General features: G+C 66.7%; 10 protein-coding genes and 1 pseudogene. 3 read left to right on the forward strand and 8 right to left on the reverse strand.

Annotated features, from left to right (window positions below; genetic code table 11):
• Positions 1–323: 323 nt before the first annotated feature.
• From IOC69_RS06085 to IOC69_RS06110, 6 genes and pseudogenes are all read right to left on the reverse strand, one after another.
• Positions 324–1,106 carry a hypothetical protein gene (locus IOC69_RS06085; RefSeq protein WP_290542649.1) on the reverse strand — a complete coding sequence of 261 codons (783 nt, stop codon included), beginning with the start codon at positions 1,104–1,106 and terminating at the stop codon, positions 324–326.
• Positions 1,107–1,148: 42 nt separating this feature from the next.
• Entirely contained in the window at positions 1,149–2,816 is a 1,668-nt protein-coding gene (locus tag IOC69_RS06090) for a thiamine pyrophosphate-binding protein (RefSeq protein ID WP_290542650.1), read from the reverse strand.
• Complete coding sequence (gene hisD, locus IOC69_RS06095; RefSeq protein WP_290542651.1) at positions 2,813–4,138, reverse strand: histidinol dehydrogenase; 1,326 nt, start codon at positions 4,136–4,138, stop codon at positions 2,813–2,815. The genes IOC69_RS06090 and hisD overlap by 4 nt, the downstream gene beginning before the upstream one ends.
• A 22-nt stretch (positions 4,139–4,160) precedes the next feature.
• Positions 4,161–5,051: pseudogene (gene puuE / locus IOC69_RS06100) on the reverse strand (allantoinase PuuE); the annotation flags it as partial.
• Between the two features lie 425 nt (positions 5,052–5,476).
• Positions 5,477–6,490, reverse strand: coding sequence for an SIS domain-containing protein (locus IOC69_RS06105; RefSeq protein WP_290542653.1), 1,014 nt, complete (start codon positions 6,488–6,490; stop codon positions 5,477–5,479).
• Positions 6,490–7,149, reverse strand: coding sequence for a TerC family protein (locus IOC69_RS06110; RefSeq protein WP_290542654.1), 660 nt, complete (start codon positions 7,147–7,149; stop codon positions 6,490–6,492). The genes IOC69_RS06105 and IOC69_RS06110 overlap by 1 nt, the downstream gene beginning before the upstream one ends.
• A 187-nt stretch (positions 7,150–7,336) precedes the next feature.
• On the opposite strand from IOC69_RS06110, the gene IOC69_RS06115 reads away from it, so the two are divergent.
• Positions 7,337–8,452, forward strand: a complete 1,116-nt coding sequence (locus IOC69_RS06115; protein ID WP_290542655.1) for an alanine racemase — start codon at positions 7,337–7,339, stop codon at positions 8,450–8,452.
• A gap of 278 nt (positions 8,453–8,730) precedes the next feature.
• Here IOC69_RS06115 and IOC69_RS06120 read toward each other — a convergent pair whose 3' ends face one another.
• Positions 8,731–9,756 carry a LacI family DNA-binding transcriptional regulator gene (locus IOC69_RS06120; RefSeq protein WP_290542656.1) on the reverse strand — a complete coding sequence of 342 codons (1,026 nt, stop codon included), beginning with the start codon at positions 9,754–9,756 and terminating at the stop codon, positions 8,731–8,733.
• 90 nt (positions 9,757–9,846) lie between these two features.
• Here IOC69_RS06120 and IOC69_RS06125 point away from each other — a divergent pair, with 90 nt between their 5' ends.
• Both IOC69_RS06125 and IOC69_RS06130 read left to right on the forward strand, forming a co-directional pair.
• On the forward strand, positions 9,847–11,925 hold the full coding sequence (locus tag IOC69_RS06125) for a hydantoinase/oxoprolinase family protein (protein ID WP_290542657.1): 2,079 nt from the start codon (positions 9,847–9,849) through the stop codon (positions 11,923–11,925).
• Positions 11,922–13,592 carry a hydantoinase B/oxoprolinase family protein gene (locus IOC69_RS06130; protein WP_290542658.1) on the forward strand — a complete coding sequence of 557 codons (1,671 nt, stop codon included), beginning with the start codon at positions 11,922–11,924 and terminating at the stop codon, positions 13,590–13,592. Before IOC69_RS06125 ends, IOC69_RS06130 begins: the two co-directional genes overlap by 4 nt.
• A 166-nt stretch (positions 13,593–13,758) precedes the next feature.
• Here IOC69_RS06130 and IOC69_RS06135 read toward each other — a convergent pair.
• Positions 13,759–13,966, reverse strand: a 208-nt coding sequence (locus IOC69_RS06135; protein ID WP_290542659.1) for an SOS response-associated peptidase family protein, incomplete at its 5' end; no start/stop codon positions are given.

Here is a 13,966-nt window from a genome sequence, read left to right on the forward strand (position 1 = left end):
GCGGAAAGAAGCCCTCATCCGGCCTGTCGGCCACCTTCTCCCATCGCGTACCGCGACGGGAGAAGGGAAAATTGACATGGCACAAGACACGCCGCCGCCATATGCGATTCGCCTCCCCCGGTGGGGGAGAGGAAAGAAGAAAAAAAGCACAAATCCCGTTTGCGATAGCCTTGACCTCGTGGCGGGGGCGGGACAGATTATTCCTGACCCGTGGGAACCGCCCGGCACATTCATGTTCCCACCGGGTGGACCCGCCTTCCCGGAACATGCGCTGGACCTGAAAATGCTTTAGGGCCGTCGGCAACGGCGACCACGGGGCCTGCTCAGTACATCGACTTGATGTCAGCCAGCTCGCGCGCCAGACCGGCTTCGTCATTGGCCTCGACAAGGCGGGCAATGGCGGACAGGCGCGGGCCGATGAGCGCGCCGGTGACGGTGAAGAACCCGTCCTCGTCGATCGCGCCGGTGGGCTTGCCGTCCGCCGCGAACATCAACGCCACGCAGGCGATGGAGAACACCGCAACATTGGCCTCGGCCTTCGCGAAGAAGCGGTTCTTCTCCGAAACCGCGCCGATGCGGGCGACAGGCCCCTGCCCGACCAGCGCGATCAGAATGCGCGCCATCATTTCATTGTCCGAGACAGTCTCGGCGAGGCGCGGCGCCAGGCTGCGGCGGGCGGCATCCACCCGGTGCTCGAGGATGAGCCAGGGAGGCGACGAATAGCGCCCGGCAACGTGGATGGCGGCGCGGTAAAAATACGCGTTGAAGGTGGGGTTGTGGGCAAGGCGGTCGTTGCGGATGTCCTTGGCCACGGCATGCATCAGCCCGGGCGTGAAGGGCGACGGCAGCTTGCGCCAGGAGGGCAGGAACAGCGCGATCGAGAGATTGGCGCCCCGGTTCATCAGCCCGTCCACCATGCGCGCACCCCGCGCCACGACGCGGGAGAGGAAGGGCACGCGGTGGGCCTCGCCCTTGCCGAACCGGTCCGCGCTGGCGAGGTCGCGGATGTAATACTGGGCGGCGCGCAGCCCGTCGCGCACCCCGGCGGCAGCACAGGTGGCATGGGCGGCGAGCGGAACGGTTTCGGCGCGGGACGCGGCTGTCATGGCCCTATTTGAGCCTCAGGGAGGCCCTGCCGTCAAGTTTTCCTATTTCGCCAGGGCGGCGTTGCGGATATCGGTGAGGCTGCGGGCCGGCGTGATGGCCTCCGGATCCGGCAAACAGTGGATAATGGCGGGCTTTCCGCTGCCCCGGGCGCGTTCGAGCGCGGGGCCGAATTCCGCTGTATGCTGGACGGTTTCGCCATGTCCGCCGTGGGCGCGGGCGAGGGCGGCGAAATCCGGGTTCCTGAGCCCGGTCGCGGAGACGCGGTTGGGGTATTCCCGCTCCTGGTGCATGCGGATGGTGCCATACATGCCATTGTCGACCACCACCACGATGACCGGCAGCCCATACTGCATGAGGGTGGCGAATTCCTGGCCGTTCATCATGAAGCAGCCATCACCCGCGAAGGCGATGACCTCGCGGTGGGGCAGCAGCGCCTTGGCGGCCACCGAGGCCGGCACGCCATAGCCCATGGTGCCCGAAGTGGGGGCAAGCTGCGAGCCAAAGGCCCGGAACGGCCAGAAGCGGTGCACCCAGGTGGCGTAATTGCCGGCCCCGTTGCAATAGACCGTGTCCGCCGGCATCGCCTCCTTCAGATGCGCCATGACCCCGGCCATCTGAAGGTTACCCGCCGTTTTGATCTTCGCGGTGTCGCTCCACGCCAGATACTCGGCATGCGCCGCCCCGGCAGCGCCCGCCCAGGGGACGGCATCGGGCTTCGGCAACTCCGCGGCGGCGGCGGCAAAGGCATGGGGCGTGGCGAGGATGCCGAGGCCCGCGCGGTGGACCTTGTTCAGTTCCTCCGCACCCGGATGAATGTGGACGAGCTTCGAGCCGTCGCCCGGAATGTCGAGCAGCGTATAGCCCTGCGAGGGCATCTCGGAGAGGCGGCCGCCCACCAGCAGCACGAAGTCGGCGGTCTTCACGCGCTCCACCAGCTTCGGGTTGGGGCCGATGCCGACATCGCCCGCGAAGTTCGGGTGATCGGCCGGAAACAGCATCTGGCGGCGGAAGGAAACGGCGGCGGGAAGATCGAACGTCTCCGCGAAGCGCACGAGGTCCCTCACCCCCTGCGCGCTCCAGCCGGAACCGCCGGCGATCAGGATGGGGCGGGAGGCCCCGAGCAGGCGTTGCCGCAGCGCCTCCATGTCGGCGGCGCCGGGCTTCATCACCGCGGGCGCAAAGGTCAGCGCATCGGCCGCCTCCACCCGGTCGGCGAGCATGTCCTCGGGCAGCGCGATCACCACCGGGCCGGGGCGCCCTTGCGTCGCCACGTGGAAGGCGCGGCTGACGATCTCGGGGATGCGTTCCGCCCGGTCGATCTCCGCCACCCATTTCGCCATGGAGCCGAAGACGGCCCTGCAGTCGATCTCCTGGAAGGCCTCGCGGTCCCTCATGCCGCGCGCCACCTGGCCCACGAACATGATGAGCGGGGTCGAATCCTGCGCGGCCACGTGAATGCCGCAGGAGGCATTGGTGGCGCCGGGTCCGCGCGTGACCATGACGATGCCGGGCCGGCCGGTGATCTTGCCCGCGGCCTCGGCCATATAGGCGGCGCCGCCCTCCTGGCGGCAGACGATGGTCCTGATTGGCGAATCATGCAGCGCGTCGAGCACCGCAAGGTAGCTTTCGCCCGGCACGCAGAAGACGTGCGATGTGCCGTGGATCCTGAGCTGGTCGACGAGGATCCGGCCTCCGCTGCGCATGGTCATCGATCTGTCCCCAGCAGGCGGGCGCGGGTTTCGGACACCGCATTGGCATGGCCGTCGAAGCCCTCGTAGCGGGCAATCACCCCGCCGTGCCTGGCCAGTTCCGGATAGCCCGCGGCGGTGACATAGGCGACCGTGGTGCGCTTCATGAAATCATGGACGCTCAGGGGCGAGCCGGTCCTGGCCCAGCCGCCGGTCGGCAGCACATGGTTGACGCCGATGACGAAATTGCCGAGCGTCGGCGGCGTGTGGCGGCCCAGCAGGATCTCGCCCGCATTCTCGAGCCGGCCCAGATACTGGAAGGGCTCGCCGGAGTGAACGCAAAGATGCTCCGGCGCATAATCGTTGCAGAAGGCGATGGCCTCCGCCTCGTCGCGCGCCAGCACGATGCCGCCCATCGGGCCGCACAGCACGGCGGAGGAATAGGCGGCGCGCTGCGCGCCCATCTGACCCCAGAACCCGGGGATCGCCTGCATCGCGTCTTCCGCCACCTTGCGGCTCCAGGTGACGAGGAAGGCGGAGGAGTCCGGCCCGTGCTCGGATTCGACGATGAGGTCGAGCCCGGCGAGGCGGCCGTCGGCGGTGTCATCCGCCAGCACGATCAGCTCGCTGGGGCCCGCCGGCGTGCCGGTGTCGATCACATGCGAGACGAGGCGCTTGGCAGCGCCCACCCAGGGGCTTCCCGGCCCCACCACCTTCGCGCAACTGGGAATCGTGGCCGTGCCATAGGCCACGGCCGCGATGCCCTGCGCGCCGCCGGCCTTGAACACCCTGGAGACCCCCGCCATGCGCGCGGCGACCAGCGTCGCGTCATCGACCGAACCGTCCGGTCCCGGCGGGGTAATGATGCAGATCTCCCTCACGCCCGCGACGGTCGCCGGGATCGCCGCCATCAACACCGAGGACGGAAACGCCCCCTTGCCGCGCGGCACATAGCAGGCGACCGAGGCAATGGCGGCGGTGCGGTCGCCCGCGAAGACGCCGGGGCGGATTTCATGGAACCACATGTCCTCCGGCTTCTGGTCCTGATGAAACCTGGCGATGGAGCCCGCCATGAAGCCGAGGGTTTCCCTCACCTGCGGGTCCAGCGTCTTCTCCGCACGGGCGAAATCGGCCTCCGTGGCGGCCAGCGAACCGGCCTCGACCGGCGCCTTGTCGAACTGGCGGGCAAAGCGCGCCACGGCCTCGTCGCCCTCATGGCGCACGGCGTGGATGATGGGCTTCACCTTCTCTTCGAACGCCGAAAGATCGGCCTCGGCGCGCTTCAGCAGCCGACCCCGCGCGGCGCGCGTCATCTTCGAGAGGTCGTGGAGGGAAACGGCCATGCGGTTATCCGAATGTCGTCAGCCAGTGGCGGGCGATGTCGATGCGGCGCGGGATCCACACCTTTTCGTGCTCCAGCACATGGTCGATGAATTTGGCGAGGCCCGCCGCGCGGCCCGGCCGGCCGGCAAGGCGGCAGTGCAGGCCCACCGACATCATCCTGGGCGAGCCGCGGCGGCCTTCCTCGTAAAGGCAGTCGAAGCTGTCCTTGAGGTACTCGTGGAAGTGCCCGCCGGTGTTGAAGCCCTGCGGGGTGGCGAAGCGCATGTCGTTGGCGTCGAGCGTGTAGGGAATGATGAGGTGCCGGCCGCCATTCGCCCTGTTCAGGAAATACGGCAGATCGTCCGCATAATCGTCGGAGGAATAGAGGAAGCCGCCCTCCTCCATCACCAGTTTCGTCGTGTTCATCGAGCAGCGGCCGGTGTACCAGCCGAGCGGGCGCTCGCCGGTCACCTCCCGGTGCAGGCGGATCGCCTCGGCGATCTGGCGGCGCTCCTCCTCCTCCGGCATATCCTTGTGCTCGACCCATTTGAGACCGTGGCTGGCGATTTCCCAGCCCGCTTCCCGCATGGCCTGCACCTGGTCCGGCGAGCGCGCCATGGCGGTGGCGACGCCATAGACGGTGAGCGGAACCCTGCGTCCGGTGAACATGCGCCACAGCCGCCAGAAGCCGGCGCGCGCGCCATATTCATAGATCGACTCCATGTTCCAGTGGCGCTGGCCGGGCCATGGCTGGGCGCCGACGATCTCGGACAGAAAGGCCTCGGACGCGGCATCGCCATGGAGGATGTTGTTCTCGCCGCCCTCTTCGTAGTTGAGCACGAACTGCACGGCCACATATGCGCCGCCCGGCCATTTCGGGTCGGGGATCGCCCGGCCATAGCCCTTCATGTCGCGCGGGTAGAACGTCGTCATGCCGTCATCCCATAGAGCATGATCCGCAAAAGTGGAACCCGCTTTTGCGACAAGATCATGCTCAGGCATATGACCAGGCGCATGATCCGCAAAAGTGGAACCGGTTTTGCGACAAGATCATGCTCAGGCATATGACCAGGCGCATGATCCGGTCAGGCGGAAACCGGTTGACCATAGACAATGCGACAAAACAAATTGCAGACAGACAGGGCAGCGTTTCCATTCCATTGGATCAGGAACTGCCCTAAAGCGCCGGGCGGTAAGTTGAAATCGGAATGATTTCTTACCTTTTCGGGGACGCCTGTCGCATATGGCATGAAACCGCCCTCTTTATTATTCCTCTCCCCCACCGGGGGAGAGGAAAGATGAGGGCGGGGCTTTGTGGGGAGGGGAAATCTCATGGAGTCAATTGATCGCCCGGCGCTCTAATAGGAAACCTTCTTGTAATATCGCCTGGTGGTCAGCGGATGGTTGCGCCTGACCTCGAGATGCGCCGAAAGCCGCTCCAGGACGGTGGCGAGGATCACGGGCGAAATCAATGCGCGCGTCTCCGGCGAAACGCCGGGCATCGCGAAGACGGACGTATCGAGCACCGTCACCTTGCCGGTGTATCGGCGGGCGAAGTTTTCCACGCGATCGGCGAGCGGGCGACAGGCATCCTCGCCCTTGAGGATCACAACGCTCACACCCGTCTCGACCAGCTCCAGCGCGCCATGGAAGAAATCCGCGGCATGCACGGGCCTGGTCCTGATCCACTGCATTTCCTCGAGGATGCACATGCCATAGTACCAGGCTTCGGCCCAGCAGCCGCCTGCGCCCGTGATGATGTGCCAGGGCTCGGTGCTGAAGGCCTCCGCGATGCGCAGGGCCTCCGGCTCGAACGCCTGTTTTGCCGCGAGCAGATGATGCGGAAGGCTGCCGAGTTCCGCCACCGTGCGCTCATAGTCCGCAAACTCGCCGCAATGGGCCATCGCCGACAGGGCGATCAGCAGCGACTGGAGATAGAAGGATTCGGAGGACGTGTCGTCCCCGGCGAAGTTGACGAAGGCGTGGTCTGCCCTCTGGCCGAGCGGCGTGTCCTTGTGGCCCACCAGACTGATGACGGCGGCACCCCTGTCCTTGCAATAATCAAGTGCCGCAACCGATTCCCCGGTGGCGCCGGAGAGCGAGGGGATGACGGCGATCGAGTGCCTGCCCAGCGCATGGTGGCCGCCCGCGACAAGCTCCGCCGAAATTTCCATGAAGGCGGGAAGGCCCGAGCGGCGCTGCAGCATGAGGGCCGCGGGCTGCATGAGGATGGCCGCCCCGCCGGCGCCGAGGAAGAAGATGTTCCTGGCGCCCTTCGCGAGCAGTTCGCCGGTGGCGGCGTGGATGGAGGGGGCCAGCGCCACCGCGCCGGATTCGATCCTGAGGAAGCGGGCTTCGTCGAAATTCAGCATCAGGTCACCACGGGATAGATTTCGAGGACGCCGCGCCAGATCATGTGCAGCGCGACATAGAGGATGATCGCGAGACCGGCATAGGCGATCCAGCGATGGCGGTTGAGCAGCCTGGCGATGAAGGAGGCGGCAAGCCCCATCAACGCGATGGACAGCGCGAGGCCGATGACCAGCACGCCCGGATGCTCGCGCGCGGCGCCCGCAACGGCCAGCACATTGTCAAGCGACATGGAGACGTCCGCCACGATAATCTGCCAGGCGGCCTGGGCGAAACTCTTGCCGGTGGGCGGGCTGCCAATGGTCTGGTCGGCGTTCAGGTCTTCGCCGGTCACGTTCTCGACGCCCTCCTGCTCCGCCCTGCCGTCGCGCAGTTCGCGCCACATCTTCCAGCACACCCAGAGAAGGAGGATGCCGCCGATCAGAATCAACCCCAGAAGCTGCATCAGCTGGGTGGCGATGGCGGCAAACAGGATGCGCAGCACAGTGGCCGCGAGGATGCCGACGAGGATGGCCTTGTTGCGCTGCTCCCCCGGCAGGCCGGCGGCGGCCATGCCGATGACCACGGCATTGTCGCCCGCCAGCACCAGGTCAATCACGATGACCTGGCCAAGCGCCCACAGCGCCTCGCCCGTCAGCAATGACTGCACGAAATCCGGCATGCGATGCTCCTCGCGGCTTTCAGCACCAACGGGGCGGACGGCGCAAGGGTTTCCTGCGGGACAGGGCTGAAGCAGGTTTCGATTTGGAGAATGGTCCGCAAGAGCGGGTTCCGGTTTTGCGATAAGATCATGCTCCGGCATATGATCTGGCGCATGTTCCGTCCAGGTGATTCCGCCTGAACGAAACATGCGCTATGATCGCGCCATGAACATTCTCGGCTATTTCGATTTCGAACCCCTGGGCGCCCGCCTCGAGGATCTCGAAACGCCCGTTCCGGTGATCGACATCGACGTGGTGGAGCGCAATCTCCGCCGCTGGCAGGCGCGCTGCGACAAGGCGGGCCTCGCCAACCGCCCGCACATCAAGACGCACAAGCTGGTGCCACTTGCGAAGGCGCAGATCGGCCTCGGCGCCAGGGGCATCACCGTGCAGAAGCTGGGCGAGGCGGAGGTGATGGCGGAGGCCGGCATCACCGACATGCTGCTCACCTTCAACGTGGTCGGTGAACACAAGCTGGGCCGCCTGGCCGATCTTGCGAGACGCACCGCCATCAAAGTGGTGGCGGACAATGCCGCAGTGCTCGAAGGCCTGTCGCATGCGGCAGCGCTTGCCGGCCGCGACATCGCGGTGCTGGTCGAATGCGACACGGGGGCCGCGCGCAACGGCGTGCAGAGCCCTGAGGCCGCGATTGCGCTGGCCCAGGCCATCGACCAAGCGCCGGGCCTGGCGTTTGGCGGGCTGATGACGCTGCCGAAGAATGGCGCGCGTGGAGCCATGGCGCACTTCCTCGACACGGCGCGCGAGGGGCTTTCGAAATCGGGCCTTGAGGTTCCAGCCGTCTCCGCCGGGGGCTCGCCCGACATGTGGAAGGACGATGGTCTCGACCATGTGAGCGAATACCGCGCCGGCACCTATATCTACATGGACCGCATGCAGATCGCCGCGGGCTCGGCTGCGCCCGACGACTGCGCGCTGAGCGTGCTTTCCACCGTCGTCAGCGTGCCGACGGGCGACCGCGCCATGATCGACGCGGGCTCGAAGTCATTGACCAGCGACCTCGTCGGCCTCGAAGGCTTCGGCGAGGTGCGCGCGCTCTCGGGCGCACGCGTCTACAACATGTCGGAGGAGCACGGCTTCCTCGATATCTCCAAGGTCAACGACAAGCCGAAAGTGGGCGACCTCCTGCGCATCACGCCCAACCACGTGTGCCCGGTGACCAATCTGTTCGACAAGGTGGTCTTCGTGCGCGGAAGCGAGGTTCTGGGCGCCGTGAAGGTCGATGCGCGGGGAACGGTGCAGTAGAATTTCGTCAACCGGCAACTTCATCTTGACCGGCCTGAACCCGCATCCCCGGCATTGCTTCCTGAACAGACCCGCCCCTGCTTATATCGGATACGGCGATGTGGCGGCGGACGAGAGTGTTGCGATTGCCTATAAGACGCGGCCGGGGCTTTGCCGATGATTATATTCTTACAGGCCCATTCATCCGTCACCCCGGCGGAAGCTGCCGTCCCGCTTTGGGCACCAACCGCGTGGAAAGCCGGGTCCCGGCTTTCGCCGGGCTGACGGCACCAATCACATCACGGCAGATTGTCCCGCAGGAAGATATCGATCCTGATCCGCTCCTGGCTTTCGATCAGCGGCAGATTGTCCGCCTTGGCGATCAGGACGCGGATGGCGCTGCGCACCTCGTGGCCGGGGTCCTGGTTGATCACCGCATCGATGGTGCCGCGGATCAGCGCCTTGCGGTTGGCGTCGCTCAGGTCATGGCCCAGCAGCACCACATCCCTCGCGCGGCCCGCGGCCTCGAGCGCCAGGACGATGCCGCGCGTGCCGCCGCCGACATTATAGATGCCGGCGAGATCGGGGTGCTCGGCCAGGAGCTGCGCCGTCATCTCCTCGAGCTTGCGCCAGTCGTCACGCGACTCGCGGACGGGCAGAACCCGCAGGTTTGGATATTCATGCGTCAGCACCTGCTCGAAGCCGAACTGGCGCTCGATGTGATCGCGCAGCGCGAGGGAGCCCGCGATCAGACCGACCTTGCCCGTCATGCCGCGGAGGAAGCGGCCCATCAGGCTGGCAGCCGTGCGCCCCGCCGAGGAATTGTCGATGCCGGCATAGTGCATGCGTTTCGAGCCCGGCACGTCGGACACGAGCGTCACCACGGTGACGCCGCGGTCGGCCAGCGCATTGATGGCCTCGCGCACCGCCGGATGGTCGAGGGCAGCCACGGCCACGCCATCATGCACGTCGCCGATCGAATCGAGGGTGGAGGCCAGGAGCTCGCCGTCGAACACGTCGACACGCCGGACGGCGATCGACACGCGCTCGCCCCGCATGCGCTCCGCCATGGTGCGCACTTCCTCGTTGATGCGCTCCCAGAAATCGCCGGTGCGGTCGGGCAGCACGAAGCAGAAACGGTATTCGCGCGAGCGGGCAAGCCGCGCCGCGATGCGGTCCGGCTGGTAATTGAGGTCGCGGATGGCGGTTTCGACCCTGCTGACGGTGACGCCGCGCACGCCGGGGCGGCGGTTCAGCACCCGGTCCACCGTCGCAACGCTCACCCCCGCCACGCGGGCCACATCCTGGATGGTCACCTTGGCCATGAGGGGATTGATAAGGGCATGCCGGGCTTTCTGCAACACACCCCTCAGAATCCGGATGCGAATGCCTTCTGAAGGGGCTAACCACGTGCCATGGCCAAAACAGCAAAGCTCGCCGCCGACATTGGCGGCACCTTCACCGACATCGTGCTGGAGGATGGTGCGAAGCGCTGGTCCGGCAAGGTGCTGACCACCACCCACGCGCCGGAACTGGGCGTGATCGAGGGCCTCGGGCTGGTGCTGGAGGCATCCGGCCTCGGGCCGCAGGACATCGGCGTCTTCATTCATGGCACGACGCTGGCCACCAATGCGCTGATCGAGCGCAAGGGGGCGAAGACCGCCTTCATCACCACCGAAGGCTTCCGCGACATCCTCGAACAGGGTTACGAGAAGCGCTTCGATCACTATGACCTGATGATCGACCGCCCCGCGCCGCTGGCGCCGCGCCCGCTGCGCTTCGAAATCGCCGAGCGGATCGCGGCCGACGGTCGCGTGCTGCTGCCGCTGGATGAGGGCGCCGTCAGGGGCCTCGCCCAGCGCATTATCGCCGAGGGCGTGACGTCGGTGGCCATCGGCTTCCTCCACGCCTATGCGCATGACGGTCACGAGACCCGCGTGCAGGACCTGCTGGCGAAGCTGCTGCCCGGCGACGTCACCATCTGCATTTCCTCCGAGGTGGCGCCCGAGATTCGCGAGTACGAGCGCTTCTCGACCACCGTGGCCAATGCCTATGTTCGCCCGCTGATGGCGGGCTATCTCTATCGCCTGCGCGACCGGCTGAAGGAGATGAATCTCTCGGCCCCGCTGTTCCTGATGATGTCGGGCGGCGGCCTCACCACGCTGGAGACCGCGGCGCGCTTTCCCATCCGGCTGGTTGAATCCGGCCCCGCGGGCGGCGCCATCCTTGCCGCCCAGATCGCGGCGGAATGCGCGCTGCCGTATGTCCTCTCCTTCGACATGGGCGGCACCACGGCGAAGATCTGCCTTCTGACCGGCGGAGAGCCGGAGCGCGCAAGGACGTTCGAGATCGCGCGCGCTTACCGCAACATGAAGGGCTCGGGCATTCCCGTCCGGATCCCGGTGATCGAGATGGTGGAGATCGGCGCGGGCGGCGGCTCCATCGCGCGCGTCGACAAGCTGTCGCGCATCACCGTGGGGCCGGACAGCGCCGGCTCCACCCCCGGCCCCGTCTGCTACGGCCGCGGCGGCGCCGAGCCTGCGGTGACGGATGCCAACCTCGCACTCGGCAAGATCGATCCGGCCTATTTCGCGGGCGGCAAGATTCCGCTCGATGAGGCGGCGGCAAAGCAGGCGCTGCACAAGCACATCGGCAGCAGGCTGGGCCTCAGGGAGTTCTGGCCCGCCGCGGGCGTCACCGAGATCGTGGAGGAGAACATGGCCAATGCGGCGCGCGTTCACGCCATCGAGCGCGGGCATGACATCGCCTCCTGCACCATGATTGCCTTCGGCGGCGGGGCGCCGCTGCATGCCTGCCGCCTCGCCGAGAAGACCGGGATCGACACCATCATCGTGCCGAAGGGTGCAGGCGTCGGCTCCGCCATCGGCTTCCTGCGCGCGCCCGTGGCCTATGAAATCACCAAAAGCGCGGTTGTTCCGCTGGCGGATTTCAGCGCCGGGCGCGTCAACAAGCTTCTCGCGGCGATGACGGCGGACGCCCGCGCCGCGGTCGCGCCGGCGCTCGGCAGGAAAACGCCCGCGATCCAGATCACCGCTGACTGCCGCTATGTGGGACAGGGCCATGAAATCCGCGTCAGCGTGCCGGTGAAGAAGCTGGCCAGGGCCGATGGCGCGAGGCTCAAGGCCGCGTTCGAGCGGCTCTACGAACAGGTCTATGGCCTGCGCATCCCCGGCCAGGAGGCGGAGGCCATCACCTGGTCGGTCACCGTCTCCTCGCAAGCAAGGAAGCCGGGGCGTGCGGCGAAGGCGGCGAAGAGGGCCGCGCCCAAGCCGCGCTCGAAGCGCGCCATCTATGATCCCGCGCTGGGCAAACAGGCGCAGGCGCCCGTCTACTGGCGCTTCGACATGAAGTCGGGAGCCGCCATCAGGGGCCCCGCCATCATCGCCGAGGACGAGACCTCCACCATCGTCGGCGCCAATTTCAACGCCTCCATCAACTCGCTGGGATACATCGTCATGGAGCGCCGCCGATGAGCCGGGACGCACTCGCCGCCATCCGCACGCAGGTCATGTGGAACCGCCTGATCGCCGTGGTTGAGGAACAGGCGCAGTCCCTCCTGCGCACCGCCTTCGGCGCCATCACCCGCGAGGCGGGCGACCTCTCCGCCGGCGTCTATGACCCGCGCGGAAACATGATCGCCCAGGCGATGACCGGAACACCCGGCCACGTCAACACCATGGCGACCGCGGTCGCGCATTTCTTCAGGCGCTTCCCGCAGGCCACCATGAAGCCGGGCGACGTGTTCATCACCAATGACCCGTGGCTCGGCACCGGGCACCTGTTCGACTACGTGATGATGACGCCGGTGTTCCTGGGGAAAACGCTCGTCGCCTTCTTCGCCTCCACCTGCCACGTGATCGACGTGGGCGGCGTGGGCATGTCGGCCAAGGCGAACTCCTCCTTCGAGGAAGGAACACTCATCCCGCATTCGAGGATCCGCAAGGAGGGAAAGCTCAACGAGGAGCTGCTCTCGGTGATCCTCGCCAATTCGCGCGCGCCCGTGGAAGTCCGCGGCGATATTCTGTCCCTCATCAGCGCCAACGACACGGGCGCCCGCCGCCTCGCCTCCATGATGAAGGAGTTCAGGCTCGCCTCGCTTGACGCGCTGGCGAAGCACATCCTCACCCAGTCCGAAAAGGGCGTGCGCGCCGCCATCAAGGCGCTTCCCGAGGGCGAATGGTCCTACGAAATGCCGCTCGACGGCTATGAGCGCGAGCTGACGCTCAAGTCCAGACTCATCATCAGGAACGGCGGGATCACGGTGGATTTCTCCGGAAGCTCGCCGGCTTCGCTGTTCGGCATCAACTCTCCCCGCACCTATACTCATGCCTATGCGGTGTTCGGGCTGAAGGCGGTGATCGCGCCGCATGTGCCCAACAACATCGGTTCGCTCTCCTGCTTCGACCTCGTCACCGAGCCTGGCTCCATCATCGACCCGGTCCGCCCCTCGCCCGTCACGGCGCGGCACGTGATCGGCCAGATGCTGGCCGACAGCGTCTTCGGCTGCCTTGCCCAGGCGCTGCCCGGCGCGGTGCAGGCGGAGAGCGCCGGCCCGATCTGGATCCTGTCGCTTTACTCCGCCCACGGACGGGTTCCGCCGGAGCGGACGGCGAAGGCGAAAAACTTCGCGGTGATCAACATCGGGCTGGGCGGCATCGGCGGAAGGCCGGGCAAGGACGGACTGGCCACCACCGCCTTTCCGTCCGGCGTGGGCGCCATCCCCATCGAGGTGACGGAAACGCAGTGCCCGCTCTATTTCCGCCGCAAGCACTATCTTGCCGACTCGGGCGGCGCGGGCCAGTGGCGCGGCGGCGTCTCGCAGCGGATCGAGATCGCCAACACCGAGGATGCGCCCTTTGCGATTTCGGCCGCCACTTTCGACCGCGTCATTCACCCCGCGAAAGGCCGCGAGGGCGGCCAACCCGGCTGCGCCGGCCTCGCGGCGCGGGGGTCAGGCCCGAAGCTGCCCGGCAAGGGCATCCATATCATCGAAGCGGGCGACTCGCTGGTGCTGGAACTTCCCGGCGGCGGCGGCTTTGGGAGGCCGGACCGCCGCGACCGCGCGGCCCTGGAGGCGGACATCGCAGCCGGGCTGGTGACGGTGGAGGCGGCGCGGAAGGATTATGGCTGGGAGGGGTGAGGAAAGGCGAAGCCCCCTCCCCTTGGTGAGGATCGCTGCAATATCCCCCATTTGCGATTGAGCGGCGCTGATCGGGCGGGAGAAAAGGCAGACGCGGGCCTTGGGCCTGATGCGGCGTTGACCGCGAGGACGGTCAAAAGGGATTGCGCGCGGGACACAAGTTTCATCACAACAAGCTCAACTGATCCGGCTTCGCCGGCGGCGGCTTGCGCGCGGGCGTGCGGCTGATCACCGTGGGCTCCACCGTGAGGCTGCCATCGGGCCCCGGGCGGATCAGCTTCGCGGCGTCTTCCGCATCGCCCGTCAGCCACGTTTCGTAATCCGCAGGCGCAATGATCACCGGCATACGGTCGTGGATGGCGCTGAGCTCCGCA

This window comes from Aestuariivirga sp. (genome assembly GCF_020252405.1).
Classification (GTDB): Bacteria; Pseudomonadota; Alphaproteobacteria; order Rhizobiales; family Aestuariivirgaceae; genus Aestuariivirga.

Excerpts from the sequence above, each read along its gene's own strand:
- IOC69_RS06085 (WP_290542649.1), bottom strand. The coding sequence starts at position 1,106 with ATGACAGCCGCGTCCCGCGCCGAAACCGTTCCGCTCGCCGCCCATGCC.
- IOC69_RS06090 (WP_290542650.1), bottom strand. The coding sequence starts at position 2,816 with ATGACCATGCGCAGCGGAGGCCGGATCCTCGTCGACCAGCTCAGGATC.
- hisD (WP_290542651.1), bottom strand. The coding sequence starts at position 4,138 with ATGGCCGTTTCCCTCCACGACCTCTCGAAGATGACGCGCGCCGCGCGG.
- IOC69_RS06105 (WP_290542653.1), bottom strand. The coding sequence starts at position 6,490 with ATGCTGAATTTCGACGAAGCCCGCTTCCTCAGGATCGAATCCGGCGCG.
- IOC69_RS06110 (WP_290542654.1), bottom strand. The coding sequence starts at position 7,149 with ATGCCGGATTTCGTGCAGTCATTGCTGACGGGCGAGGCGCTGTGGGCG.
- IOC69_RS06115 (WP_290542655.1), top strand. The coding sequence starts at position 7,337 with ATGCGCTATGATCGCGCCATGAACATTCTCGGCTATTTCGATTTCGAA.
- IOC69_RS06120 (WP_290542656.1), bottom strand. The coding sequence starts at position 9,756 with ATGGCCAAGGTGACCATCCAGGATGTGGCCCGCGTGGCGGGGGTGAGC.
- IOC69_RS06125 (WP_290542657.1), top strand. The coding sequence starts at position 9,847 with ATGGCCAAAACAGCAAAGCTCGCCGCCGACATTGGCGGCACCTTCACC.
- IOC69_RS06130 (WP_290542658.1), top strand. The coding sequence starts at position 11,922 with ATGAGCCGGGACGCACTCGCCGCCATCCGCACGCAGGTCATGTGGAAC.